Raw genomic sequence first — 22,874 nt, forward strand, 5'->3', positions numbered from 1 at the left:
GACGACCATGGATGCCAGCGCCGGGATTCCGGACCTGCTCGCGCGGCTCGGGGCGCGGCTCGGCCCCGCCGGCCTCGTCACCGACGCGGCCGATCTCGCGCCCTACGCGATCGATTGGCGCCGGATGTTTCACGGCCGGCCCGCGGCGGTCGCGCGCCCGGGGAGCACCGCAGACGTCGCGGCCGTGGTCGATCTCTGTCGGGCGGCCGGCGTCCCGATCGTGCCCCAGGGCGGCCATACGGGGCTCGCCGGCGCGGCGACGCCGGACGCCTCCGGGCGGCAGATCGTGCTCTCCCTCGCGCGCATGAACGCCGTGCGGGCCGTCGATCCGGTCGGCCTCACGATCGAGGCCGAGGCGGGCTGCATCCTGCGCCAGGCCAAGGACGCGGCCGAGGCCGCCGGCCGGTTCCTGCCCGTGACGCTCGCGGCGGAGGGCTCGGCGATGATCGGCGGGATCGTGGCGACCAATGCCGGGGGCCTCAACGTGCTGCGCTACGGCATGACCCGTGGCCTCGTCCTCGGCCTCGAGGTGGTGCTCCCCGACGGGACGGTCCTGGACGGCCTGCGGGCGCTCCGGAAGGACAATGCGGGCTACGACTGGAAGCAGCTCTTCATCGGCGCGGAGGGAACCCTCGGGATCGTCACCGCGGCGATCCTGCGCCTCGTCGCCCGGCCGCGCCACACCGCGACGGCACTCCTCGCCGTCGCGGATCCGGCGGCGGCCCTGCGGATCCTGCACGGGGCCCACGACGCGCTCGGCGAAACAATCCAGGCCTTCGAGCTGATCTCCCGCACCTCGATGGACCTCGTCGCCGAGCATGCGGGCCTGCACAGCCCCCTCGCGGGCGCGGCCTGGTCCGTGCTGATCGAGGCCGGATCGAGCCTGCTCGGCCTGCGCGAGGCCTTCGAATCCGTGCTCGGGGCAGCCCTCGAGAGCGGCGATGCGGTCGACGGCGTCCTGGCGGAATCCGGCCAGCAGGCGGCCGGGCTCTGGGCGCTGCGCGAGGGGGTCTCGGAGGCGGAAGGCCGCACTGGCCGAAGCGTGAAGCACGACGTCTCGGTGCCGATCTCGGCGATCCCAGCTTTCCTCGACGAGACCGCGCGCGCCCTTGCCGCCGGGGCGCCGGCGGCCCGCGGCAACGTCTTCGGCCACATGGGTGACGGCAACATCCACTACAACGTCCTGGTCGGCCCGGACGACACCACCGAGGCCATCAACGCCATCGTGCACGGCGTGGTCGAGCGCTTCGGCGGAAGCATCTCGGCCGAGCACGGCATCGGGCAGTACCGGGTGGCGGAGCTTCAGCGCCACCGCCGGCCGGCGGAGCTCGACCTCGCGCGCCGGATCAAGCACGCGATCGACCCGCAGGGCCTGATGAATCCCGGCAAGGTGCTGCCCCCGTAACGCGTCTCCCCCAGACCGGAGCTTCAGCCCCGTGAGCGATCCCTCCACCGGCCCGGCCCGCGAGATCCTGCCTCTCGTGGTGATGACGAACCCGATCCACCCGGAGGCGGAGGCGCTGCTGCGGCCCCGGGCCCGCCTGATCACCGCCCCCGACACCCGCGCGGAGACGCTCCGCGCCCTCGCGGCCGAGGCGACGGGGCTCATCGTGCGCGCCCAGCTCCCGGACGACATCCTCGACCACGCGCCGCACCTGCGCGGCATCGTCCGCCACGGTGTCGGGCTCGACTTCGTCCCAATCCCGGCCGCGACGGCGCGGGGCATCCCGGTCGCGAACCTGCCCGGCAGCAACACCCAGGCGGTCGCCGAGCACGTCTTCGCGGCCCTGTTCCATCTGCGCCGGAAGCTCGCGAGCCTCGACGCGATCCTGCGGGACAGGGGCTGGATCGCCGCCAAGCCGCTCGCGAGCGATCTCGACGAGGTCGGCGGCAGCACGCTGGGCATCCTCGGCACCGGCGAGATCGGGCGCCGGGTCGCCGGGATCGCCAAGGCCGGCTTCGGCATGCGGGTGCTCGGCCATTCGCGCAGCAACCGCAACCTCGACGGGCTGATCGAGCCGGTCGACCGGGAGACCCTGTTCTCCGAGAGCGACGCCGTCGTGGTCGCCTGCCCGCTGAATGACGCGACGCGCGGCCTCGTCGATGCCCGTCTGATCCGCCGTATGCGCGGGCGCGCGGTCCTCATCAACGTGGCGCGGGGCCCGATCGTCGAGGCCGCAGCCCTCGCCGAGGCCCTGATGGCGGGCCGGATCGCGGGGGCCGCCCTCGACGTCTTCGAGATCCAGCCGCTGCCTGGCGATCACCCGCTCCTTGCCTGCCCGAACCTGCTCCTGACACCGCATGTCGCCGGCACCAGCGCCACGAGCCTGCGCGTCATGGGTCGCGGCGCGGCCGAGGAGATGCTGCGCATCCTCGCCGGCGCGCCGCCGCGCAACCTCGTCAACCCGGAGGCGCTGGCGAACCTGAGCCGCAGGACCGGCCGGGCGGAGAGGGGTGAGCCCGCGGTTCGTTGACGAAGCCTCACCGACCGCATGCCGCCACCGCATGCGCGCGATGTCGCGCGGGCGATTGCTGCACCGCAGCATGAAGCGCATCTCGGGTCTTCGGAAGCATCCCGCTTCGCCCTTCGAGATCCTCGCGAGACCGCAATGCCCACCTCGATTCCCACCTGGGCCGGCCCCGGCCAGCCCCGCAGCGCGCCGGAGCGCGGCCTGTTCGACCGCATGATCCAGGCTTGGCTCGGCCATTATCAGCGCCTCATCGACTCGGGCAGCCATCCGCTCTGACCCGCGGCGGCGGCGGTCCGCCGGGCGTCGCGCGGCGTCGAAGGAAGCCGGCACGCGAGCGGATATCGGGTGAAAGATGCGGACCCGCGCTTAACCCCGGGTCCCTCACGTCCTAAGAGGTGGCGAACGCGAAGCACACGCAACCGAGGAGACGTTCATGGATCTGGGTCTGCGCGGAAAGACGGCCCTCGTGCTCGGGGCCGGCGGCGGACTGGGGCGGGCTATCGCGACCTCGCTCGCGGGGGAGGGCGCCCGCGTCGCCGTCGCCGACATCGACGCGGATTCCCTCGCACCGACGATGCAGGCGATCGCGGCGGCCGGATCCGAGGGGCTCGCCCTGACCTGGGACCTCGCCGACCTTGCCCAGATCGAGGGGCATGTGAGCGCGATCGAGGCGCGGTTCGGCCCGGTCGACATCCTCGTCAACAACACGGGCGGCCCGCCGCCGACCCCGGCAGCCGGGCAGCCGCCGGAGACCTGGGCGAAGCAGTTCCAGGCCATGGTGGTCTCGGTGATCGCCGTGACCGATCGGGTCCTGCCGCAGATGCGGGCGCGCCGCTGGGGCCGGGTGATCACCAGCACCTCCTCGGGCGTCGTCGCGCCGATCGCGAATCTCGCCATCTCGAACGCGCTGCGGCTCTCGCTCGTCGGCTGGTCGAAGACCCTCGCCCGCGAGGTCGGGCCGGACGGCGTCACGGTCAACATCGTGCTGCCCGGGCGCATCGCCACGAAGCGCATCCTGTTCCTCGACGAGGCCAAGGCGAAGCGCGAGGGGCGCGAGCCCGCCGCGGTCACGGCCGAGAGCACGGCCGCCATCCCGCTCGGACGCTACGGCGACCCGCGCGAATACGCCGACGTGGTGACCTTCCTGGCGAGCACGCGGGCCTCCTACGTCACCGGATCGGTGACGCGGATCGACGGCGGCCTGATCCCGAGCGTCTGACGCGCGCCGCGTGATATCGGGCCCGCAAACCCAGGAGGACACCATGGCTCTGACCAGCGCGATCAAGGGCGTGATCCCGATCGCCCCGACGCCCTTCCACCCCGACGGGCGCGTCGACGAGACCTCCCTCGACCGCATGGCCGATTTCTTCCTCGGCGCGGAGGTCGACGGCGTCACCATCCTGGGCCAGCTCGGCGAGGCGCCCAAGCTCGATCATGCGGAGGCGGTCGCCATCGCCCGGCGCGTCATCGGGCGCCTGACCATCCCGGTCCTCGTCGGCGTCTCGGCGCCGGGCTTCGCGGCGATGCGGGCGCTCGCCCGCGAGGTGATGGAGCTCGGTGCGGCCGGCGTCATGATCGGCCCGCCCAACACCCTGCGCACCGACGACCAGATTGTCGCCTATTACCGCAACGCCGCCGAGGCGATCGGCCCCGACGTGCCCTTCGTGATCCAGGATTACCCGCTGACCTTCTCGGTGGTGATGACGCCATCGGTGATCCGCCGGATCGTGACCGAGACCCCGTCCTGCGTCATGCTCAAGCACGAGGACTGGCCGGGCCTCGACAAGATCACGGCGCTGCGCGCCTTCGAGCAGGACGGGTCGATGCGCCACATCGCGATCCTGACCGGCAATGGCGGCCTGTTCCTCGATTTCGAGATGGAGCGCGGCGCGGACGGGGCGAATACCGGCTACGCCTTCCCGGAGATGCTGGTCGACGTGGTCCGCCTCTCGGCGGCAGGCCAGCGCGACGCGGCCCACGACCTGTTCGACGCGCACCTGCCCTATCTGCGCTACGAGCAGCAGCAGGGCCCGCTCGGCCTCGCCGTGCGCAAATACGTGTTCCAGCGGCGCGGGATCTTCGCCTCGGACGCCCAGCGCAAGCCCGCCGCCAGCCTCTCGGCGCAGGCGAAGGGCGAGGTCGATTACCTGCTGTCGCGCATCGCCCGCGTCGATCCCCGCGCCCGGATGGCGACCTGACTTCCCTGGACGGACGAGGCCGACACCATGAGCAAGGGTCTGCGCAAGGGCCTCACCAGCTACGGCGATGCCGGCTTCTCCCTGTTCCTGCGCAAGGCCTTCATCAAGGCCGCGGGCTACTCGGACGACGCCCTCGACCGGCCGATCGTCGGCATCACCAACACGGCGAGCGACTACAATCCGTGCCACGGCAACGCCCCGGCCCTGATCGAGGCGGCCAAGCGCGGCGTGATGCTGGCCGGCGGCCTCCCGATGGTGTTCCCGACGATCTCGATCCACGAGAGCTTCGCCCACCCGACCTCGATGTACCTGCGCAACCTGATGGCGATGGATACCGAGGAGATGATCCGGGCCCAGCCGATGGACGCCGTCATCGTGATCGGGGGCTGCGACAAGACCCTGCCGGCGCAGATCATGGCGGTGGCGAGCGTCGACCTGCCGAGCGTGGTGATCCCGGTGGGGCCCATGGTGGTGGGCCACCACAAGGGCGAGGTGCTCGGCGCCTGCACGGATTGCCGCCGGCTCTGGGGCGCGCACCGGGCCGGGACGATCGACGAGGACGAGATCGAGCGGGTCAACGGCCGGCTCGCGCCCTCCGTCGGCACCTGCATGGTGATGGGCACGGCGAGCACGATGGCCTGCATCGCGGAGGCGCTCGGCTTGGCCCTACCCATGAGCGCGACCGTGCCGGCCCCCCATGCCGAACGCATCCGGATCGCCGAGCAGAGCGGCCGGCGCGCCGCCGCGATGGCGATGTCGGGCGGCCCGCGCCCGAGCGACCTCCTGACGCCCGCCTCCTTCCGGAACGCCCAGATCGTCATGCAGGCGATCGGCGGCTCCACCAACGGGCTGATCCATCTCACGGCGATCGCCAACCGGACGCCGAACCGGATCGACCTCGACGCCTTCGACGCTCTCGGCCGGACCGCGCCGGTGCTGATCGACCTAAAACCCTCCGGCGAGCACTACATGGAGCATTTCCACCATGCGGGCGGCGTGCCGGCGCTGATGCGCCGGCTCGGCGACCACCTCGACCTCGACGCCCGGACAGTGGCGGGCGGGACGCTCCGGGACGTGGTGGCGGCGGCCGAGGAGGTCCCCGGCCAGACGGTGATCCGCTCAGGCACGGATCCGATCAAGCCGGTCGGCGCCATGGCGGTCCTGCGCGGCAACCTCGCGCCCCGCGGCGCCCTGATCAAGCACAGCGCCGCGAGCCCGTCGCTCCTCCAGCATACCGGGCGGGCGATCGTGTTCACGTCGATCCTCGACATGACGACCCGGATCGACGATCCCGAGCTCGACGTCGCGCCCGAGGACATCCTGGTCCTGCAGAACGGCGGCCCCAAGGGCGCGCCCGGCATGCCGGAGGCGGGCTACCTGCCGATCCCGAAGAAACTCCTGGCGCGCGGGGTCAAGGACATGGTGCGCATCTCGGACGCGCGCATGAGCGGCACCGCCTTCGGCACCATCGTGCTGCACATCACCCCGGAATCCGCCGATGGCGGCCCGCTCGGCCTCGTCCGGACCGGGGACCGCATCCGCCTCGACACCGCGGGACGGCGCATCGACCTGCTGGTGGACGAGGCGGAGCTCGCGCGCCGGCGCGCCGCGCAGGAACCGACGCCCCGGCCCGTCTGGGCGGAGCGCGGCTATGCCCGCCTCTTCCACGACACGGTCCTGCAGGCGGACGAGGGCTGCGACTTCGCGTTCCTGCGCGCCGCGCCGAAGCCGCCCGGAGAAGGATCCGCAGGACCGTAGGTCCCGGCCCCGCCGAGGCGATCGATCGCCGCCTGTTGGGGCCGCCGGGCTTGCCGCAGTTGGGCTTGCGGCTCGTCCCACGGCGACAGCCCGGGCCGCCTCAGTGGGCGGGTCCCGTCCCGCCCCAGCGATAGGCGACCCGCAGGGGCTCCGCGCGCCCCCGGATCGCCACGGCCCGCTCGCCCTCGAAGGGCATCTCGGCAGCCGCGACCCCGCTCGCGGCGAGCAGGTCCGTGCTGACCACGAGGGCGGCGCCGAGGTCCTTGGCGACCTCCATCAGGCGGCTCGCCACGTTCACGCTGTCGCCCGCCACCGCGATCTGCTGGTGATCGGCCGCCCCGAGGCGCGAGGCGACGACCTCGCCATGATGGGCTCCGACGCGCAGGTCGACGGGCCGGCCCCGTGTCGCCCGATGCGCGGCGAGCCAGGAGCGGATCTGCGTCACGAGTCCGTCGGCGGCCCGGAGCGCCTGCCGGGCATCGTCGGGCCCCGGATCGAGCAGGCCGAACACCGCGAGCGCCCCGTCGCCCATGAAGCTCAGCACCACGCCGCCGTGCCGGCTGATCTGCGCCTCCACGACGCCGTGATAGGCGCGCAGGAACAGCTCGGTTTCCTGCGATCCGAGCCGTTCGCTCAGGCGCGTAAATCCGCTGAGATCGACGAAGACGATCCCGACCTCCTGCGTCACCGGCGCGGCGAGGAAGCCCGGGTCCCGGGCGAGCCGGGCCGCGAGCGCCGGAGGGTGGAACAGGCTCAAGGCGGATTCCGACCGCGCGAGCTCGCGCGCGCGGCGCCGGTCGAGCCCAAGACGGCCGAGGAGCCCGTAGAGCAGGCCCGGGATCATCGCGGCGAGCGGCATGGCGGCGCTCAGCCAGAGATGCGCCCCGAAGGCGATCACGGTCGCAACCAGCCAGGCCAGGGCGGCGAGGATCACGACCGCGAGGGCGGGACCGGCCGGGGCGAGGGAAACCAGCAGCGCGGCGGCGACGGCGAGGAGGATCGCCGCCCCCGCATCGATGCGCCGAACCACGGCGTCGCGCACGAGGCCGTCGCCGGTGGAGAGGTGGCCGACCGCCGTCGCCAGCACCTCGACGCCGGGCAGCACGGGATCGTAGGGCATCGCGAAGGTGTCGGCCGCCCCGAACGCCGTGGCGCCGACGATGACGATCCGGTCGCGCAACTCCTCGGCCTCGACGTCGCCCCGCAGGACGGCGCCCGCGCTCACGGTCCGGATGGTTCCGCGCGGGCCGTAGAAGCGAAGGGGCAGGTTGAGGCCGAGATCCGGACGCGACCGGGCTGCGCCGACCGCGATCCGTCCGGCCTCGAGCACCGGTTCCGCGCGGGCCGCCTGCGCGGCGAGGCGCAAGGGGAAGGATGGCAGGGCGGTGTCCCCGTGCCGGATCAGGAGCGGCACGTGGCGCGGAGTGCCGGCATGGTCCGTGGCGATGTTCACGAGGCCGATGCCGGTGCCCTCGCGAAAGCGCTCGATCGGCCAGCGCAGGCGCTCGGCGACGGGGAGACCCGGGATCGGCACGGCTTCGGCGCCCCCCGGCGCCCCACCCCGGAACGCGGCCGCGGCCGCCAGGACGGCGCCGGATTCCCGGAGCGCGGCGGCGAGGTCGGCATCCGCCGCGTCCGGCCCGCGGTCGAGGAGCAGAAGGTCGAGGCCGATCGCCCGGGGCCGCGTCCCCGCCAAGGCGCGGACGAGCCGCGCCAGCGTGGCGCGCGGCAGCGGGTAGGCGCCGGCCTCGCGGATGGCCTCGTCGTCGAGGGCGACGATGACGATGTGGCCCGGCGCGGATTCGGGCCCGACCAGAAGGAAACGGAGATCGAGGAGCGGTGACTCGATCCGGTCGAGGACGCTCGCGCGTCCGTCGAGATGCCCTGTCGCGATGAGGATTGAGGCCGCGAGCGCCAGGATTGCGGCCACGGCGGCATGGGCGCGCCGCCCGTAGCGCGGCCATGCCGGCATCAGCGGCCGAAACGCGCGAGCAGCCCGGCCGCGCGCTCCGAACTCCATCGCTGCACGTGGAGCGAGGTGCCCCCGGCCTCCACGTCGATGCCCTCGCCCGCCTGGAGCGTCACCGCCTGGCCCCCGGGCCGCGCCACGGCGACGCTGCCCTCGCGCACGAAGACCGAGGTCTTCTGGGCGGAGACGTCGACGGCCCAGACCGTGCCGCGCACCGACGCCACCGCGTGCGGCGCGAGGATCTGGAAGCCGCCGCGGCGGGGCGGAACGTCGATGAGGAGGCCGCGGCTCGTCACCTCGGCGCCCTCGGGACGCCCGTCCCGGTTGCGGTCGATGAGCTTGTAGGCGGTGCCGCTCTCGGCGCTGATCGTCAGCCCGTCGGCGCAGGACAGGACCTGGCGCGGCGGATCCGTATAGGGCGTCACCGTGCAGCCGCGGGTCTGCGCGCCGACCGGCCCGCTCGACAGGATTGCGCCCGACAGGATCGCCGTCGCGACGGTGACACGGAGCGGCCCGCGCCGGCCCGGAACAACACCCGGCATCCTGCCCTCCTGGTCAGGCCCGCGGCGGCGCGATGAACCCGTCGCATCGCGCGGCGGAGCGCCGGTCCCTCCGGTCGCGGAGGGATCGCGCTCCGACCTGCCGAGGCGATGAGACCGGCCGCCGGGCCGCGACCCTACAGCTTGCGGAGGCGAAGGACACGCAGACGGGCGGTCTCGGTCGGGATGCGGACCGAACGCGACGACCTTCAGTCGAGGGGACGCGGAGCACAGGCGCGGCGGGTCACATCAGGGGCCTCGCCGGCATCCGGCCCGGCGGCCATCGGCCCCTCGGCAGAGGGGGACGAAGCCGTTCCGGCCATCACGGCCCTGTAGATCCGATCCGGCGCGAAGGGGGTCGCGGTGAGCCGCGCCCCGGTGGCGTCCCGGATCGCGTTGGCGAGGGCGGGGGCAACCGGATTGTAGGGGCTCTCGCTCATCGATTTGGCGCCGAGCGGCCCGACCGCGTCGTAGGTCTCGGCGAACAGCACCTCGGTGCGCGGAACGTCGGCGATGGCCGGGATATGGTAGTTACGGAAGCTCTGGGCGCCGACGCGCCCGGCCGCATCCGGATGCATGTCCTCGTACAGGGCCGCGCCGAGCGCCTGGGCGACGCCGCCCTCGATCTGGCCCCGGCACTGCATCGGGTTGATGACGCGCCCGGCATCCGCCGCGTGGACGCTGCGGAGGATGCGCACCGCGCCACTCGCGGGATGCACCGCCACCCGGAAGGCCTGGACGTTGAAGGCGACGGAGCGCGGGCTGCCATCCGCCCGGCCCGCGGCCTCGATCCCGCCTTCCGCGAGCGCCGCCAGCGCGATCTCGCCGTCGGCCCAGGTGATCCGATCGGGCCGGAGGCGGCAGGCATCGGGGTCGCACCCGGCACGGGCGGCCGCGGCCGCGCGAAGGCGGGCGGCGAGCGCGGTCGCGGCCTTCAGAACGGCCCGCCCGGCCACCACCGTGCCGGTGCTGCCATAGGCGCCGGTGTCGTGGCCGACCGCGTCGGTATCGGCGTGGCGCAGGGTGATGCGGTCGATGGTCGTGCCGAGGGCGTGGGCGGCGATCTGGGCGTGGACCGTCGCGGTGCCGTTGCCGAACTCGGCGGTGCCGGCGAAGACCGTATAGCGGCCGTCGTCCTCGAGGCGCGCGCGCGCGTCGGAGATATGCCCGCGCGGCGGGATCGTGTCGATCATCGCAAGCGCCATGCCTTGCCCGACGCGCCAGCCCGGCGGTGCCGGCTCGCCGCTTGGCCGTGCCAGCGCCGCCTCGGCGAGGTCGAGGCATTGATCGAGGCCGTAGCTGCCGTACTGGACGTCGTGCGGTTCGAGGCTCGTGGAGACCATCGGGTCGCCGGGGCGCACGGCGTTGCGGCGGCGCATGGCGAAGGGGTCGAGCCCGAGGGTGCGGGCCAGCTCATCCATTGCCGATTCCACCGCGAAGATGGTCTGGCTCAGGCCGTAGCCGCGGAAGGCCCCGCTCGGGACGGTGTGAGTGTAGGCGGCGTAGCCGTCCACGCGCTTGTTCGGGCAGCGATAGACCCCGATCACCTCGTTGCAGCCATGGTGCAGCACGCCGCCGGCGTGATTGGCGTAGGCACCCGTGTTGGAGACGACGTGGAGCGCGAGGGCCGTGAGCATCCCGTCCCGCTTCGCGCCGAGCTTGACCCGCACCCGCATCGGGTGGCGCGTGGTGGTGGCGAGAAACTGCTCCTGGCGGGTCAGCTCCCATTTCACCGGGCGCCCGGTGCGCAGGATTGCGAGCGCCACGAGATCTTCGGTCAGCATCTCCTGCTTGCCGCCGAAGCCGCCGCCGACCCGGCCGCAGAGGACGCGCACCCGTGCCCGGTCCAGGCCGAACAGGGTGCAGAGCGCGTCGCGCGTCAGGAAGGGGACCTGCGTGGAGGACCGGATCGTCAGGCGCCCGTCCGGATCGAGCCAGCCGACCGCGCCGTGCGTCTCGAGATGCGCGTGCTGGACGCGCTGCGCGGCGTAGGTCTCCTCGTAGACCGCGTCGGCCTCGGCGAAGCCCGCCTCGACGTCGCCGATCAGGCCGTGCGCCTCGGCGGCGAGATTCGGGTGGGCGCAGCGCGGCGGCGCGTCCGCGCCGGGCGCGTCGCGCGCCTCGTGGACGAGGGGCGCGTCCGGGTGCAGGGCCGCTTCCGGTTCGAACACGGCCGCATGCGGGGCGTAGGTGACGGCCAAAGCCCGGCACCCGGCCTCGGCGGCGGCCTCGCTCTCGGCCACCACCGCGGCGACGCGCTGGCCGACGAAGCGCACCACGTCGTCGAGGAGAAGGGTGTCGGGGGCGTCGTCGCCCGGATTCTCGTGGCGGCCGGTGGAGAACCGGATTCTCGGCACGTCGGCATGCGTGAACACCGCGACGACGCCCGGCACCGCGCGGGCCGCGGAGGCGTCGATGTGGAGGATGCGCGCATGGGCGTGGGGCGAGCGCAGAACTTTGAGGTGGAGGAGGCCCGGCACGGCGAGATCGAAGGTGAAGGCCGCCCGGCCCGACACGATGGCCGGTCCCTGAGGCGCCGGCAGGCAGCGCCCGACCGGATCGCCCTCCGGACGTGCCTCCGCCTCCCCGAGTCCCGCGACCGCATCCCGGATGGCGCGGTAGCCGGTGCAGCGGCAGAGATTGCCCTTGAGGGCCGCGTCGAGGTCCTGGCGCTGGCCCTGGTCGAGGGTGCAGGCCGTCATCACCATGCCGGGGGTGCAGAAGCCGCATTGATAGCCCTGCGCCGCCAGGAAGGCCTCCTGCATCGGGTGCCGTACCCCGGGCATCGGCTCGCCCGGTGCGCAGGGTCCGGCCAAGCCCTCGATGGTGGTGACCTGCCGGCCCTCGGCCCGGAAGGCCGGCAGCAGGCAGGCATGGATCGGCTCGCCGTCGAGATGGATGGTGCAGGCGCCGCAATCCCCCGCATCGCAGCCCTTCTTCACGCCGAACCAGCCGAGTTCGCGCAGGAGCGTGCGCAGGCACTGCCCGGGGCGCGGCTCGGCCTCCTGCGGTGTGCCGTTGACGGTGAGCCTCATCGCGCGGCCTCCCCGGCGAGCTCAGCCCGGATCTCCTCGGCGAGGAGATGGGTGACGTGGGCGCGCCAATCCGGCGCGCCGTGGACGTCGTCGTACCAGAGATCCGCCGGGATCGCCGCCGCGAGGGCGGCGCGTAGCCCCGCGGCGTCCGGGAGGGCGGCATGATCGAGGCGCACCGGCCGCCGGGTCGCGGCGGTCACGGTCAGGGCGAAGGCGCCGCGCGGATCGCGGGTGCCGATCAGCAGGGCGGCCGAGCGCCCGTTCGGGCTGAGGGCGATGCGCCGGAAGGCCGTGCGGCGGCGGAGCGCGGCGGCCGGCAGGTCGATCCGGCGCAGGATCTCGCCGGGTTTGAGCGCGGTCTCCTGCGGACCGCGCACGAAGGCGGTGACGGTCAGGCGGCGCTCGCCGCCATCCGGCGTCCAGATCAGGCAGGATCCGTCGAGGGCGGCCGCGAGGGCGATCATCGGCCCGGCGGGGAGGGCCATGCAGAGGTTGCCGCCAACGGTCGCCAGGGTCCAGACCTTGAACGAGCCGAGGAGTGCCCGGCAGCATTCGGGCAGGAGCGGCGCGGCGATCCAGTCCTTGGGCAGTTCGAGCCGGTTGAGCGCCGCGATGGTGCAGGTGGCGGAAATCGACAGGCCGTCGGGGTCGATGGCGTGGGATGGCCAGCCGAGGCCTGCCAGGTCGACGAGCCGGACGAGCCCGTCCTGCGGCTCGGAGAACAGCCAGGTCCCACCGGCCAGCCAAGCATCGCCGGCCTGCCACCGGGGCAGATCCGCCCGTTGGCGCGGCCTGAGGAGGGCGTCCACCGCGTTGAGATCCATCGCCGTCCCTGCCGCTGCCGCGGAACCGGCAAAGCAATCCGCCTGCCATGCCCCGCCGGGATCCCATCCCGGGTCGACCCGTCTTCCGCCGCTCCCGGTCGGCCGGTCAAGGGCGCCGGAAGACCCGTTCTGGCAGGTCACAGGCGCAACCCGAGCGGTATGCCGCAGGGATTTTCAAAGCATCGATGCCGGCTTCGCGTCAGTCCCGGCCGATCGTCGCCACGATCTGCCCGTGCGGCTCGTCGGTGGGCAGGAACACGGTTCCGGGATTCTCGAGGCCGAAGGGCGCGAGATTGATCGGGATGTAGTGCTTGTTGGGCATCGCGAAGCCGATCTCGGCAATCTCCGGGATCTCGGCCAGCACCGCCCTGCCCATGCGGTACATGCTGTCCTGGACGCCGTAGCTGTAGGTGGTGCCGAACACCGCGATCATCAGGGCCAGCGCCCGGGCATTGGCGGCGGCGTAGTCGGCGGGCGTGCCGGTCCAGGTCCAGGTCGCGTCCATGCTGGTGGCGGCGATGCGGTCGGTGGCATCCGGGAGCGTGCGGTACTGGTCGTCGACGAAACCGGCCCAGCCCGATTGCGTGGTCTTCATGAGGGTGTAGCCGCGCAGGCCCGAGCACAGCACCGCTCCCTCGCGGCTCGCCTCGAGCCCGACATAGCCGAAGCCGTTGCCGTCTCGGGTGAAGGTGTGGCCGTGCGGCTGGCCGTCGAAGGCGTGGCGCAGCCAGCGCGTCTCCAGCGCCTCGATCGTCACCGCCTCGACCTGCGGGTAGGTGTCGAGGAACACGGACGCGACCGCCCGGACGAAGGCCTCCTTGTCGAGGTCGAGATTGCGGGCCGCCGTGACGTTGACGATGTTCTTGACGCTGTCGGTCGCCACGCAGGCGCGGTTGTCGCCCCGGGTCCAGGCGGCCTCGAAGGCCCCCTTCATCAGGACCGTCAGGCTCAGCTCGCGCGGGGTGTGATGGTCGCCGTCGCGGCTGAGGCGCATCACGCGCACCTGCGCCTTGCCGTAGGTCGATGCCGTCAGGGCCATGGTCGTGTCCTCGAAATCCGTTGCCCCGCGCGGCTCGGCGCGGTCGCGGGCATCGACACGGCTGCCGCGCCCCTGGAGGGACAGGTTCAGGGCCGCCGAGATCGCCGAGCGCAGGATGCCCGATTCCCACAGCGGGCGCAGCGCCTGCGGCAGCGGCCTGACGATGGCCAGCGGGACAGAGGCGACGGTCACGGCGGCGCGGATCGTCGTCAGCCCGAGCCAGGCATCGGCGCCAACCACGGGCGCCGGGACGCGACCGCGTGGCGCGTGATCTGCTAAGCCTCGCGAGGCCCCGTGAGCCGGAAGGATGAGGCCCACCCGATGACCCGGACCCTCGATGCTCTCAACGCGTTTCCCGCCCCCGATTTCGTCGCGGCGCTCGGCGGGGTGTTCGAGCATGCGCCCTGGGTCGCCGAGGCTGCCGCGGCGCGCCGGCCCTTCGGGCGGGTCGAGGACCTGTTCGCGGCCATGCGCGAGGCCGTCGCGGAGGCCCCCGAGGCGCGCCGCCTCGGGCTCCTCACCAACCATCCGGAACTCGCCGGCCGGGCGGCGCGGGAGGGGCGGATCGCGCCCGATTCCATCGCCGAGCAGGCTTCCGCCGGCCTCGACCGGCTCTCGGAGGTGGAATACGCCCGGTTTGCGGCCCTCAACGAGGCCTACCGGGCCCGCTTCGGCTTCCCCTTCATTCTCTGCATCAAGCGGCACGGGCGCGCCTCGCTCCTGCGCAACTTCGCGCGACGGCTCGAGGCCGACCGCGCCGACGAGCGCCGGACGGCGGAGGCGGAGGTGCTGCGCATCGCGGCGATCCGCCTGAATGCCCTCGTGGTGGGCGAAGGGCCGCTGGGCACGAACGGGCGCATCTCGACCCATGTCCTGGACATCGCGGCGGGGCGCCCGGCCGCCGGCGTCGCGGTGGACCTCGCCGAGTGCGTCTCCGAGACCGAGACCGTGGTGGTGGCCCGGACCCGCACCAACGCGGACGGGCGCACCGACGACCCCCTGATCGGCGGGCGCCCCGTGCCGATCGCCGCCTACGAACTGCGCTTCCGGCTGGGCGACCATTACCGTGCCGCCGGGCTCGACCTGCCCGACCCGCCCTTCCTCGACATCGTCACCCTGCGCTTCGGCGTGGCCGACCCCGAGGGGCATTACCACGTGCCCCTGGTGGCCACGCCGTGGAGCTACCAGACCTACCGGGGCAGCTGATGCGCAGCCGGGATCTCACCGCTCAGGCGCCGCCGAACAGGTCCAGGGCGAGGCGGGTATGGTCCTCGCGCAGGCGCCCGGTCTCGATGCCGAGGGGGTGCCCGTCGAGCACCCGCCAGCGCCCCGCCACCATCACCCGGTCCGCCCGATAGGCGCCGCAGAGGACGAGGGCCGCCAGGGGATCGTGCGCGCCCGAGAAGCGCAGCTCGTCGAGGGTGAACAGGGCGAGATCCGCCTCGCGCCCTTCCGCGATCCGGCCGATATCGCTGCGGCCGAGGCAGCGGGCCGACCCCTCGGTGGCCCAGCGCAGGGCGTCGAGATGGGTCACGGCCTCCGCGCCGTAGGTGAGGCGGTTCAGCATCAGGGCATGGCGCACGCCCTCGATCAGGTTCGAATTGTCGTTCGAGGCCGAGCCGTCGACGCCGAGGCCGATGGGGCTGCCGGCCGCCTCCAACTCGCAGGTGCGGCAGCGGCCGGAGGCCAGCGTCATGTTCGAGGTCGGGCAGTGGCACACCCCGACGCCGGCCCGGCCGAGGCGGGCGACCTCGTCGTCGTTGAAGTGGATGCCGTGGGCGAGCCAGGTGCGGGGATTCATCCAGCCCACCTCCTCGAGGTAATCGACCGGGCGCTGCCCGAATGCCGCGAGGCAATAGGCGTCCTCGTCGAGAGTCTCGCCCAGATGGGTATGCAGCCGACAATCGTGGCGCTCGGCCAGCGCCGCGCTCTCGCGCATCAGGCGCTTGGTGACGTTGAAGGGCGAGCAGGGGGCGAGCCCGATCTGCACCATCGCGCCGGGCCGGGTATCGTGGAACATCCCGAGCACCCGCTCGCTGTCGGACAGGATGGTGTCGTCATCCTGCACCAGGCTGTCGGGCGGCAGGCCTCCGTCGCGCTCGGACAGGCTCATCGAGCCGCGGGTGACGTGGGCCCGGATACCCACCTCCCGCGCTTCCTCCACCTGGATGTCGACGGAGGCCTCGAGCCCCTTCGGGAACAGGTAATGGTGGTCGCCCGCCGTGGTGCAGCCCGAGAGCAGCAATTCCGTGTAGGCGAGGCGGCTCGCCAGCCGGAACGCCTCGGGGGTGAGCCGGTGCCAGACCGTGTAGAGGGCCTTCAGCCAGGGAAAGAGAGGCTTGTTGATCGCGAGCGGGTGGGCCCGCGTCAGCGTCTGGAAGAAGTGGTGATGGGTGTTGACGAGGCCCGGGATGACGACGTGCCGGCCGGCCTCGAAGGTCTCGTCCACGGGGATCGCGGGCCTGGCGCCCGCGGGCACGCGCTCGACGATGCGGCTCCCCTGCACCACGATTCCCCCGCCGGCCCCCTCGGCCAGGATCGCCAGGGGGTCGCGGATCCAGAGGCGTGGCGCGGTCTCGGCTTGCGTCATCCGGTTCCTCGTTCTCTGTGGGAAAGCTGGGCAGCTCGGACGATAGGGCCGGCGAGGCCGGCCCGGAAGCCTGTCCCAGCGATGCCCGCGACGTCGATCGGTGCGACGGCGCCGGGTCGGCTCGGCCAATCCTGGGAGCCCCGGACATGTCGATCGTTCGCAGAAGGGGCTGCCGCCGATCGCTCCATGCGAACAGCCGCAGTTCCGGCGCAGGGCCAGGGCGATCGCGCATCACGAAGAGGACGGGAGCAGACATATTTTCCTGAAATGGCCGAACCGCCGGGTGGCGGGCGCGTTGGACCAGCGCTCTCTCCACGGCCCCCAGAACGGAAGACCCTCCATGGCTCCTCGTCACCTCCGCGCCGCCCTGTTTCCCCTCGCCATCGCGCTGTTCGCGGGCGCCGCGCCGATCGCCGCCACACCGGCCGCGGCCGTGAGCCCGTCCAAATCCTACATGTTCAGCGAGCCGCGGTTGCGGAACGCCTGCCGTCCGCCCCTCAAATTCGCCGCGGGCGCCTGCGTGCGCCGCTGTCCCGCCGGCTACCAGGACAATGGCGGATATTGCCGCCACCGGACCATGCGGCGCTGACGGCCGTCGCCGGGGTGTCGCGCCGACGCGGCAAAGGGCGGCGGCACAGGGTGTCGGCGTCTCGGGGCGTTCGATCTCAATGGGCGGCCGTGTAGATCGCCAGGATATCGGCTTCGGTGAGCGGGCGCGGGTTGTTCACGAGGAGGCGCGTCTGCTTCATCGCATCCCGCGCCAGTCGCGGCAGCGCCTCGGCCGCGATCCCGACCTCTCGCAGGCGCTGCGGCAGCCCGAGTTCGCGGCTGAGGGCGGCCAGTCCCTCGATCAGACCCTGCGCCCGCTCGGGAGCCGGGAGGGGGGCCAAGGCCGGGAACAGGTCCGGTGCGATCTCCGCATAGGCCGACAGGGCCGCCTCCCGATTGAAGCGCAGGACATGCGGCAGCACCAGCGCGTTCGAGAGCCCGTGCGGCACGTGGTAATGGCCGCCGATCGGGTAGGCGAGGGCGTGGACCGCCGCGACCGGCGCGTTCGCGAAGGCTTGGCCGGCGAGCAGCGAGCCGAGCAGCATGCCCTCGCGCGCGGTCGCGTCCCGCCCCACGAAGGTCGCCTGCCGGATATGGGCGCCAAGCAGCGTCAGCGCCTGCCGGGCGAGGCCGCGCGAGATCGGATTGTTGTTCGGCGAGGCGGAGGTGTAGGCCTCGATGGCATGCACCATCGCGTCGAGGCCCGTGGCCGCCGTCACGGCGGGCGGCAGGCCAAGGGTGAGATCGGCGTCGAGCACCGCGATGTCGGGCAGGAGCAGCGGCGAGACCACGCCCTTCTTCTCGGCCTCCCCGGTGGTGACGATGGCGATCGGCGTCGCCTCCGAGCCGGTCCCGGCCGTGGTGGGCACGAGCGCGAGGGGCAGGCGCGGACCCTTCGCGCGGTCGAGGCCGTAGATCTCCGGCAGCGCCTCGCCGCTGCGGGCGAGCAGGGCCACGATCTTGGCAACGTCCATGGGCGAGCCGCCGCCGATGGCGAGCACCCCGGTCGCCGCATGCGCCTCCGCGACGGCCAGCGCCGCGTGGATGTTCGCTTCCGGCGGATCGGCCGCGACGCCGTCGAAGATCGCGACGCGGATCCCGGCGGCTTCGAGGCTCGCGAGCGCCGGGTCGAGGAGTCCGATCTGACGCAGGCCCGCATCCGTGACGAGGAGCACCCGCGCGCCGAGCACGGGGCCCACGATCTCCGCGAGCCGCGTGCTGGTCCCGGGGCCGGACACGATCGCCCGGACCGTGTTGAAGCGGAACGTCATCGGAGCCTCCTGGGATCGGGCCGGAACGGGAACCGGGGCGACTATGGCCCGGCTTCGGGCCGGATTCACCCCGAAAGCTGCGTCCGCATCGCGGCCAGGAAGTTCGTGGCGATCGGACCCGGATCGGCGCGGGCGAGCGCGTAGACGTCGGCATTCGGGGCCGGCTCGTCCAGCGGACGATAGGCGATGCCCGGATAGGGCAGGCGGCCGACGAATTCGGGCACCAAAGCGAGGCCGAGCCCGGCCGCGACGAGGCCGAGGAGCGCGTGGGACTCGACCATCTGATGCGACAGGCGCGGCACGAACCCGCTCGCCAGACAGGCGTCCCACAGGGTGTTGGCGAAGCGCGAATCGGCGAGGCGTAAGGAAAGATAGCGCGCATCGCGCAGGGCGATCAGCGGCAGGCTGGCGCGATCCGCGAGGGGATGGGCCTCGGGCAGGGCCACGCCGACCCGCTCGCGCCAGGCGAGTTCCGCCCGGAGATCGGGATCGTCCGGCGGGCTGCGCAGGAAGCTGAGATCGGTGCGCCGCGCGTGGAGGGCGGCCTGTTGCGCCTCGGGGGGCATCTCGTGGAGGCGGATGTCGACGTCCGGGTGATCCTCGCGGAAACACCGGATCAGGTGCCCGAGCGGCCCCGTCAGGATCGATCCGGTGAGGCCGATGGTGAGCCGTCCGGTCCGGCCGCTGCCGATGGCGCGGGCCTCGTCCGCGGCTTGGCGGACCTGTGCCAGGATCGCGCGGGCTTGTTCCAGGAAAGCGGTGCCCGCCTCCGTCAGGGCGACACGCCGGCTCGATCGCACGAACAGGTCCGTGCGCAGCTCGGCTTCGAGGTCGCGGATCTGCTGGCTCAGGGGCGGCTGCGAGACACTGAGCCGCGCGGCTGCGGCGGTGAAGCTCAGCTGCTCCGCGACCGCCACGAAGTAGCGCAGGTGCCGCAATTCCATGGCGCCGCTCGGCTCAGAGGATCTGCATCTCAATCGGTTCGAACAAGATATTGGACGACTGAATAGAGAACCAGCATGCTCGCGGGATATCGCCCTCCGCCGGATCGCGGCGCCGGGATCCGGCCATCGGCACAGCGTATGCTCCGCTGGCGCCGCCTCGGCCGGAGCCGCGCCGAGGCCCGCCACAGGAGATCACGCCCGATGCGCAGGCCGGACCACGCCGCATCCGCCACCTCCGGGACGCGCCTCGGCACCGCCGTGATGGCACGCCTCGACATCCTCGCCGGGCTCACGGACGAGCCCGGCCTGCTCACCCGCCTGTTCCTCTCTCCGGCCCACGCGGCTGCCGCGCGTCAGGTCGGCGCCTGGATGGAGGAGGCGGGCATGCGGGTGACGTTCGACGCGGCCGGCACGGTGGTCGGGCGCTACGAGGGCGATCGGCCGGGCGCACCGGCCCTGCTCCTCGGCTCGCATATCGACACGGTGCGCGATGCGGGCCGCTACGACGGCACGCTCGGCGTCGTCACGGCGATCGCGGCAGTCGCGGCCCTTCATGAGGCCGGGCTCCGCATGCCCTTCGCCGTCGAGGTGCTGGCCTTCGGGGACGAGGAGGGCGTGCGCTTTCCCGTGACGCTGACGGGCTCGCGGGCCCTCGCGGGACGCTTCGAGCCGGCCGCCCTCGATTGCCAGGATGGCGACGGGATCAGCCTGCGCGACGCGCTGACGAAGTTCGGCCTCGATCCCGAGGGGGTCGGGCGCCTCGCCCGCGCCCCGGCGGACGTGCTCGGCTATCTGGAGGTCCATATCGAGCAGGGGCCGGTGCTGGAGGCGGAGGACCTGCCCGTCGGCATCGTCACGGCCATCGCGGGAGCCGCGCGCTACAGCGTCGTGGTGGAGGGCGCGGCCGGACATGCCGGCACCGTGCCGATGGGGCTGCGCCGCGACGCGGCGGCGGCCGCCGCCGAGATGATCCTCGCGGTCGAGGCGGTCGCCCGCGCGGACGCGGATCTGGTCGCCACCGTCGGCACCGTCGAGGTGCCGCGCGGAGCGGTGAACGTCATCGCGGCGCAGACCCGCTTCACCATCGACATCCGCAGCCCCGACAACGCGGCGCGGGCGCGGGCGCTCGCGGACCTCTTCGCGCGCTTCGACGCCATCGCGGCGCGGCGCGGCGTCTCCTACGCCAAGAACTCCTTCTACGAGGCGCCGGCCGTTGCCTGCGCGCCCGGCCTCGTCGCGGCGATCGAGGCCGGGGCAGGGCGGCTCGGGATCCGCTCGCGCCGTTTGCCCAGCGGCGCCGGCCATGACGGCCTCGCCCTCGCGGCCCTGTGCCCGATCGGCATGATCTTCGTGCGCTGCGCCGGGGGAATCAGCCACTCGCCGCGCGAAGCCATCACGGTCGAGGATGCCGACATCGCGGCGCGCCTCCTCGTCGACCTCCTCCACCACCTCGATCCCGCCGCCTGCTGAACCGGCGCGGACACGGCGTTTACCCGGGAAAGGACCCACCACGATGACCGAGCTCAAGATCAAGGCAGGCCCCTACGACCTCATCGGCCGCCTGGAGACCGAGAAGGCTCCCCAGACCTGTGCGGCCTTCCTCAACGCACTGCCCTTCGTCAGCGAGATGGTGCATGTCCGCTGGAGCGGCGAAGGCGTGTGGATGCCCCTCGGCGACCTCGATTTCGGCGTCGGCTACGAGAACCACACCAGCTATCCGGCGCCCGGACAGATGATCCTCTATCCGGGCGGAATCAGCGAGACCGAGATCCTGCTCGCCTATGGCGGCGTCCATTTCGCCAGCAAGGTCGGGCAGCTTGCCGGAAATCATTTCCTGACGATCACGAAGGGCCTCGAGAACGTCTACGACCTCGGCCGCATGACCCTCTACAAGGGCGCCCAACCGATCCGCTTCGAGCGAATCTGACCCCGTCTGCCCCGAGCGGTCGCGCGCTGCGGGCGTCCCGAGGGATGCCCGCGGCCGACGCCGATGTTGCGGGGCGCCGCGCGTTGCAAATCCGCGGCTGCGGGCCCATATGCAGGCAAGGCCAGTCGTGACGCCCAGCGTCGCTGGACCGGGGACGGCCACGGTGCCGGGAGGAGGTGACGCCGGATGTACGCGCACCCGATTCCGCCATCAGTGGCCGTTGGCATTTCTACGTGGCCGTCAGGCCCGTCCGAGTCTCGGAGAGACATGAGCAAGCGTATCAAGTCCAAACCGCTGGAGCGCGGTTCCGTGCTGTTCGACGTCGTGTACGATGACGGATCCCAGGCCTCCAACCGCCGGGTGCCCGTCGAAGTGCTCGGCGGCCTCGACGGCGACGAGCCCGCGCGCGCGGTCATCACGGCGCAGGATGAGGTCATCGCCCAGAAATCCGGTCGGCCGCAGCGAACGATCCAGAGCCTGACACGGTCCCCCTTCCCCGACCCGAAGCCGGCACGGGGCCCGCACGGCAGCGCCTGATCCAGCGATCGGAGGGACCGGCATGCCCCACAAGTTTCGGCTCGGCCAGCTCGTTCGCCTGCGCAGTCAGGCGGCAGCCCGCAACGCCAACCGGATCTACGAGATCGTGAGCCTGCTGCCCGACGATGCCGAGCCGCCTGGCTACCGCATCCGCAGCACGGAAGCGGGCACCTGCGATGCGCGGGAGCCTGAGCTCGTGCCCGCCTCGCGGACCTCGAACCCGGCCTCCTGAGGGCCGGATCCTAGACGAGCCTGGGCGCATCCTGCGCGGCAGGCGGCACGGAGGCCCAGATGGCAAACGACAACCGGAGCGGCCATGCCCGCTCCATCTCGATGAGCGACTTCAACGCCCGCGCAAAGCGCATCGCGGAGCAGACGGCGGCAATCGAGAAGCCCGAGAAGGCACCCTCGAACCGGTCGCGCCGGACGCCGTTCAAGCCCGGCCCTCAGACGGCCGAGACCGAAACCGAGACGCAGCCGGCCGCCGAGGAATCCGAACCCGAGGCCTGAGCCGGCCGGCCAGTTCGACGCGATCGATGCGGGCTTCCGGGCCCGCATCATCCCGCACCCCGGCTTCCCGGCAACCGGCCCGACACGAGGGGCGACACGGGCGGTGCGTCGTCAGGCGGCCGCCTGATCCGTCGGCGCGGGCAGGGTCTCGCCTGCCTCGGCCTGTTGCTCCGGCCCCGCCACCGCGACCGGAAGATGGATCGGCGGAAACAGGCGCCCGAGTCCCCGCGCCACCCCCTGCGCCACTCCGTCGAAGGCCGAGCCGCACAGGCCGGAATGGGTCTCGATCTCAATCATGGCTTCGAACTCGACGCGTCGGTGCGGGCCCGGTCCCCGGGCGCACCCGGAGATCGGCTTGATTCAGTCCGGGCCATCGAAGAAAGTTCCCGCCGACGACGATTAAAGGGCGCCAAACCGGTAGCGGGGGCCGGCCGCGTGAGCCATATCCGTGGCATGAGCACTGATGCGAGCTATCCCTACTCCCTCGAGATCAAGCCCTGCGAGAAGCCCGAAGGGCATTTCACCTGGGTCATCCGCGAGCGCGGCAAGCTCCTGCAGCGGTCGGACAAGCCCCATGCGTCCGAGGCCCTCGCGCGCCGGCGCGGGGAAGCCGAGATCGAGCGGCTGCTCGGACCGGGCATCGGCGGCCGCTGACGCCAGGATGCGGCGGGGCGGATTTCCGCCCGCCGCAACCGCCGTCCCTCAGGCCTCGC

General features: G+C 72.6%; 23 protein-coding genes. 14 read left to right on the forward strand and 9 right to left on the reverse strand.

What is annotated here, in order from left to right:
* Nucleotides 1-7: 7 nt before the first annotated feature.
* The 6 genes from F6X53_RS05940 to F6X53_RS05960 all read left to right on the forward strand — a co-directional run bounded on the left by F6X53_RS05940 (nt 8) and on the right by F6X53_RS05960 (nt 6,427).
* Entirely contained in the window at nt 8-1,405 is a 1,398-nt protein-coding gene (locus F6X53_RS05940) for an FAD-binding oxidoreductase (RefSeq protein ID WP_150998137.1), read from the forward strand.
* A gap of 31 nt (nt 1,406-1,436) precedes the next feature.
* Complete coding sequence (locus tag F6X53_RS05945) at nt 1,437-2,474, forward strand: NAD(P)-dependent oxidoreductase (RefSeq protein ID WP_238296340.1); 1,038 nt, start codon at nt 1,437-1,439, stop codon at nt 2,472-2,474.
* A 135-nt stretch (nt 2,475-2,609) separates the two neighbouring features.
* Nucleotides 2,610-2,747 (forward strand): hypothetical protein, encoded by a 138-nt coding sequence (locus F6X53_RS32205; RefSeq protein ID WP_191970719.1) that lies wholly within the window; start codon nt 2,610-2,612, stop codon nt 2,745-2,747.
* A 157-nt stretch (nt 2,748-2,904) separates the two neighbouring features.
* The gene (locus F6X53_RS05950; RefSeq protein ID WP_150998139.1) at nt 2,905-3,690 is read left to right on the forward strand and encodes an SDR family oxidoreductase; all 786 of its coding nucleotides are present in this window, start codon (nt 2,905-2,907) and stop codon (nt 3,688-3,690) included.
* Between the two features lie 43 nt (nt 3,691-3,733).
* Nucleotides 3,734-4,669 (forward strand): dihydrodipicolinate synthase family protein, encoded by a 936-nt coding sequence (locus F6X53_RS05955; protein ID WP_150998142.1) that lies wholly within the window; start codon nt 3,734-3,736, stop codon nt 4,667-4,669.
* A gap of 27 nt (nt 4,670-4,696) precedes the next feature.
* Nucleotides 4,697-6,427, forward strand: a complete 1,731-nt coding sequence (locus tag F6X53_RS05960) for an IlvD/Edd family dehydratase (protein WP_150998144.1) — start codon at nt 4,697-4,699, stop codon at nt 6,425-6,427.
* Between the two features lie 100 nt (nt 6,428-6,527).
* On the opposite strand, the gene F6X53_RS05965 is transcribed toward F6X53_RS05960, so the two are convergent.
* From F6X53_RS05965 to pucL, 5 genes are all read right to left on the reverse strand, one after another.
* Entirely contained in the window at nt 6,528-8,399 is a 1,872-nt protein-coding gene (locus F6X53_RS05965; protein ID WP_150998146.1) for a CHASE2 domain-containing protein, read from the reverse strand.
* A complete protein-coding gene (locus tag F6X53_RS05970) occupies nt 8,399-8,938 on the reverse strand; it encodes a FecR domain-containing protein (RefSeq protein WP_150998148.1) in 540 nt (179 codons plus the stop codon). Before F6X53_RS05970 ends, F6X53_RS05965 begins: the two co-directional genes overlap by 1 nt.
* Before the next feature lie 206 nt (nt 8,939-9,144).
* Complete coding sequence (locus F6X53_RS05975) at nt 9,145-11,970, reverse strand: molybdopterin-dependent oxidoreductase (RefSeq protein WP_150998150.1); 2,826 nt, start codon at nt 11,968-11,970, stop codon at nt 9,145-9,147.
* Nucleotides 11,967-12,794, reverse strand: a complete 828-nt coding sequence (locus F6X53_RS05980; protein ID WP_150998152.1) for an FAD binding domain-containing protein — start codon at nt 12,792-12,794, stop codon at nt 11,967-11,969. Before F6X53_RS05980 ends, F6X53_RS05975 begins: the two co-directional genes overlap by 4 nt.
* Nucleotides 12,795-12,993: 199 nt before the next feature.
* Nucleotides 12,994-13,833: a factor-independent urate hydroxylase gene (pucL, locus tag F6X53_RS05985; RefSeq protein WP_150998267.1), complete on the reverse strand. Its 840-nt coding sequence runs from the start codon at nt 13,831-13,833 to the stop codon at nt 12,994-12,996.
* 321 nt (nt 13,834-14,154) lie between these two features.
* On the opposite strand from pucL, the gene uraD reads away from it, so the two are divergent.
* Nucleotides 14,155-15,039, forward strand: a complete 885-nt coding sequence (gene uraD / locus F6X53_RS05990; RefSeq protein WP_150998270.1) for a 2-oxo-4-hydroxy-4-carboxy-5-ureidoimidazoline decarboxylase — start codon at nt 14,155-14,157, stop codon at nt 15,037-15,039.
* A 22-nt stretch (nt 15,040-15,061) separates the two neighbouring features.
* On the opposite strand, the gene F6X53_RS05995 is transcribed toward uraD, so the two are convergent.
* Nucleotides 15,062-16,423 (reverse strand): 8-oxoguanine deaminase, encoded by a 1,362-nt coding sequence (locus F6X53_RS05995; protein ID WP_150998154.1) that lies wholly within the window; start codon nt 16,421-16,423, stop codon nt 15,062-15,064.
* Between the two features lie 340 nt (nt 16,424-16,763).
* Between F6X53_RS05995 and F6X53_RS06000 the strand changes: the two genes are divergently transcribed.
* A complete protein-coding gene (locus F6X53_RS06000) occupies nt 16,764-17,012 on the forward strand; it encodes a hypothetical protein (RefSeq protein WP_150998156.1) in 249 nt (82 codons plus the stop codon).
* 76 nt (nt 17,013-17,088) lie between these two features.
* On the opposite strand, the gene F6X53_RS06005 is transcribed toward F6X53_RS06000, so the two are convergent.
* Complete coding sequence (locus F6X53_RS06005; RefSeq protein ID WP_150998158.1) at nt 17,089-18,243, reverse strand: iron-containing alcohol dehydrogenase; 1,155 nt, start codon at nt 18,241-18,243, stop codon at nt 17,089-17,091.
* 65 nt (nt 18,244-18,308) lie between these two features.
* On the reverse strand, nt 18,309-19,187 hold the full coding sequence (locus F6X53_RS06010; protein WP_150998160.1) for a LysR substrate-binding domain-containing protein: 879 nt from the start codon (nt 19,185-19,187) through the stop codon (nt 18,309-18,311).
* A gap of 201 nt (nt 19,188-19,388) precedes the next feature.
* Between F6X53_RS06010 and F6X53_RS06015 the strand changes: the two genes are divergently transcribed.
* From F6X53_RS06015 to F6X53_RS06035, 5 genes are all read left to right on the forward strand, one after another.
* On the forward strand, nt 19,389-20,657 hold the full coding sequence (locus tag F6X53_RS06015; protein WP_150998162.1) for an allantoate amidohydrolase: 1,269 nt from the start codon (nt 19,389-19,391) through the stop codon (nt 20,655-20,657).
* 43 nt (nt 20,658-20,700) lie between these two features.
* Nucleotides 20,701-21,114, forward strand: coding sequence for a DUF3830 family protein (locus F6X53_RS06020; RefSeq protein WP_150998164.1), 414 nt, complete (start codon nt 20,701-20,703; stop codon nt 21,112-21,114).
* 267 nt (nt 21,115-21,381) lie between these two features.
* On the forward strand, nt 21,382-21,651 hold the full coding sequence (locus tag F6X53_RS06025; protein ID WP_150998167.1) for a hypothetical protein: 270 nt from the start codon (nt 21,382-21,384) through the stop codon (nt 21,649-21,651).
* Between the two features lie 22 nt (nt 21,652-21,673).
* Nucleotides 21,674-21,883: a hypothetical protein gene (locus F6X53_RS06030; protein WP_150998170.1), complete on the forward strand. Its 210-nt coding sequence runs from the start codon at nt 21,674-21,676 to the stop codon at nt 21,881-21,883.
* Nucleotides 21,884-21,942: 59 nt separating this feature from the next.
* Nucleotides 21,943-22,161, forward strand: a complete 219-nt coding sequence (locus F6X53_RS06035; protein WP_150998173.1) for a hypothetical protein — start codon at nt 21,943-21,945, stop codon at nt 22,159-22,161.
* A 111-nt stretch (nt 22,162-22,272) separates the two neighbouring features.
* Here the strand turns inward: F6X53_RS06035 and F6X53_RS06040 are convergent, their stop codons facing one another.
* Entirely contained in the window at nt 22,273-22,458 is a 186-nt protein-coding gene (locus tag F6X53_RS06040; RefSeq protein ID WP_150998176.1) for a hypothetical protein, read from the reverse strand.
* Between the two features lie 156 nt (nt 22,459-22,614).
* Here F6X53_RS06040 and F6X53_RS06045 point away from each other — a divergent pair, with 156 nt between their 5' ends.
* Nucleotides 22,615-22,815 carry a hypothetical protein gene (locus F6X53_RS06045; protein WP_150998179.1) on the forward strand — a complete coding sequence of 67 codons (201 nt, stop codon included), beginning with the start codon at nt 22,615-22,617 and terminating at the stop codon, nt 22,813-22,815.
* The last annotated feature ends 59 nt before the right edge of the window (nt 22,816-22,874 follow it).

The sequence above is a fragment of the Methylobacterium soli genome, assembly GCF_008806385.1.
GTDB lineage: Bacteria > Pseudomonadota > Alphaproteobacteria > Rhizobiales > Beijerinckiaceae > Methylobacterium > Methylobacterium soli.

Excerpts from the sequence above, each read along its gene's own strand:
- F6X53_RS05940 (WP_150998137.1), top strand. The coding sequence starts at position 8 with ATGGATGCCAGCGCCGGGATTCCGGACCTGCTCGCGCGGCTCGGGGCG.
- F6X53_RS32205 (WP_191970719.1), top strand. The coding sequence starts at position 2,610 with ATGCCCACCTCGATTCCCACCTGGGCCGGCCCCGGCCAGCCCCGCAGC.
- F6X53_RS05950 (WP_150998139.1), top strand. The coding sequence starts at position 2,905 with ATGGATCTGGGTCTGCGCGGAAAGACGGCCCTCGTGCTCGGGGCCGGC.
- F6X53_RS05955 (WP_150998142.1), top strand. The coding sequence starts at position 3,734 with ATGGCTCTGACCAGCGCGATCAAGGGCGTGATCCCGATCGCCCCGACG.
- F6X53_RS05960 (WP_150998144.1), top strand. The coding sequence starts at position 4,697 with ATGAGCAAGGGTCTGCGCAAGGGCCTCACCAGCTACGGCGATGCCGGC.
- F6X53_RS05965 (WP_150998146.1), bottom strand. The coding sequence starts at position 8,399 with ATGCCGGCATGGCCGCGCTACGGGCGGCGCGCCCATGCCGCCGTGGCC.
- F6X53_RS05970 (WP_150998148.1), bottom strand. The coding sequence starts at position 8,938 with ATGCCGGGTGTTGTTCCGGGCCGGCGCGGGCCGCTCCGTGTCACCGTC.
- F6X53_RS05975 (WP_150998150.1), bottom strand. The coding sequence starts at position 11,970 with ATGAGGCTCACCGTCAACGGCACACCGCAGGAGGCCGAGCCGCGCCCC.
- F6X53_RS05980 (WP_150998152.1), bottom strand. The coding sequence starts at position 12,794 with ATGGATCTCAACGCGGTGGACGCCCTCCTCAGGCCGCGCCAACGGGCG.
- pucL (WP_150998267.1), bottom strand. The coding sequence starts at position 13,833 with ATGGCCCTGACGGCATCGACCTACGGCAAGGCGCAGGTGCGCGTGATG.
- uraD (WP_150998270.1), top strand. The coding sequence starts at position 14,155 with ATGACCCGGACCCTCGATGCTCTCAACGCGTTTCCCGCCCCCGATTTC.
- F6X53_RS05995 (WP_150998154.1), bottom strand. The coding sequence starts at position 16,423 with ATGACGCAAGCCGAGACCGCGCCACGCCTCTGGATCCGCGACCCCCTG.
- F6X53_RS06000 (WP_150998156.1), top strand. The coding sequence starts at position 16,764 with ATGGCTCCTCGTCACCTCCGCGCCGCCCTGTTTCCCCTCGCCATCGCG.
- F6X53_RS06005 (WP_150998158.1), bottom strand. The coding sequence starts at position 18,243 with ATGACGTTCCGCTTCAACACGGTCCGGGCGATCGTGTCCGGCCCCGGG.
- F6X53_RS06010 (WP_150998160.1), bottom strand. The coding sequence starts at position 19,187 with ATGGAATTGCGGCACCTGCGCTACTTCGTGGCGGTCGCGGAGCAGCTG.
- F6X53_RS06015 (WP_150998162.1), top strand. The coding sequence starts at position 19,389 with ATGCGCAGGCCGGACCACGCCGCATCCGCCACCTCCGGGACGCGCCTC.
- F6X53_RS06020 (WP_150998164.1), top strand. The coding sequence starts at position 20,701 with ATGACCGAGCTCAAGATCAAGGCAGGCCCCTACGACCTCATCGGCCGC.
- F6X53_RS06025 (WP_150998167.1), top strand. The coding sequence starts at position 21,382 with ATGAGCAAGCGTATCAAGTCCAAACCGCTGGAGCGCGGTTCCGTGCTG.
- F6X53_RS06030 (WP_150998170.1), top strand. The coding sequence starts at position 21,674 with ATGCCCCACAAGTTTCGGCTCGGCCAGCTCGTTCGCCTGCGCAGTCAG.
- F6X53_RS06035 (WP_150998173.1), top strand. The coding sequence starts at position 21,943 with ATGGCAAACGACAACCGGAGCGGCCATGCCCGCTCCATCTCGATGAGC.
- F6X53_RS06040 (WP_150998176.1), bottom strand. The coding sequence starts at position 22,458 with ATGATTGAGATCGAGACCCATTCCGGCCTGTGCGGCTCGGCCTTCGAC.
- F6X53_RS06045 (WP_150998179.1), top strand. The coding sequence starts at position 22,615 with ATGAGCACTGATGCGAGCTATCCCTACTCCCTCGAGATCAAGCCCTGC.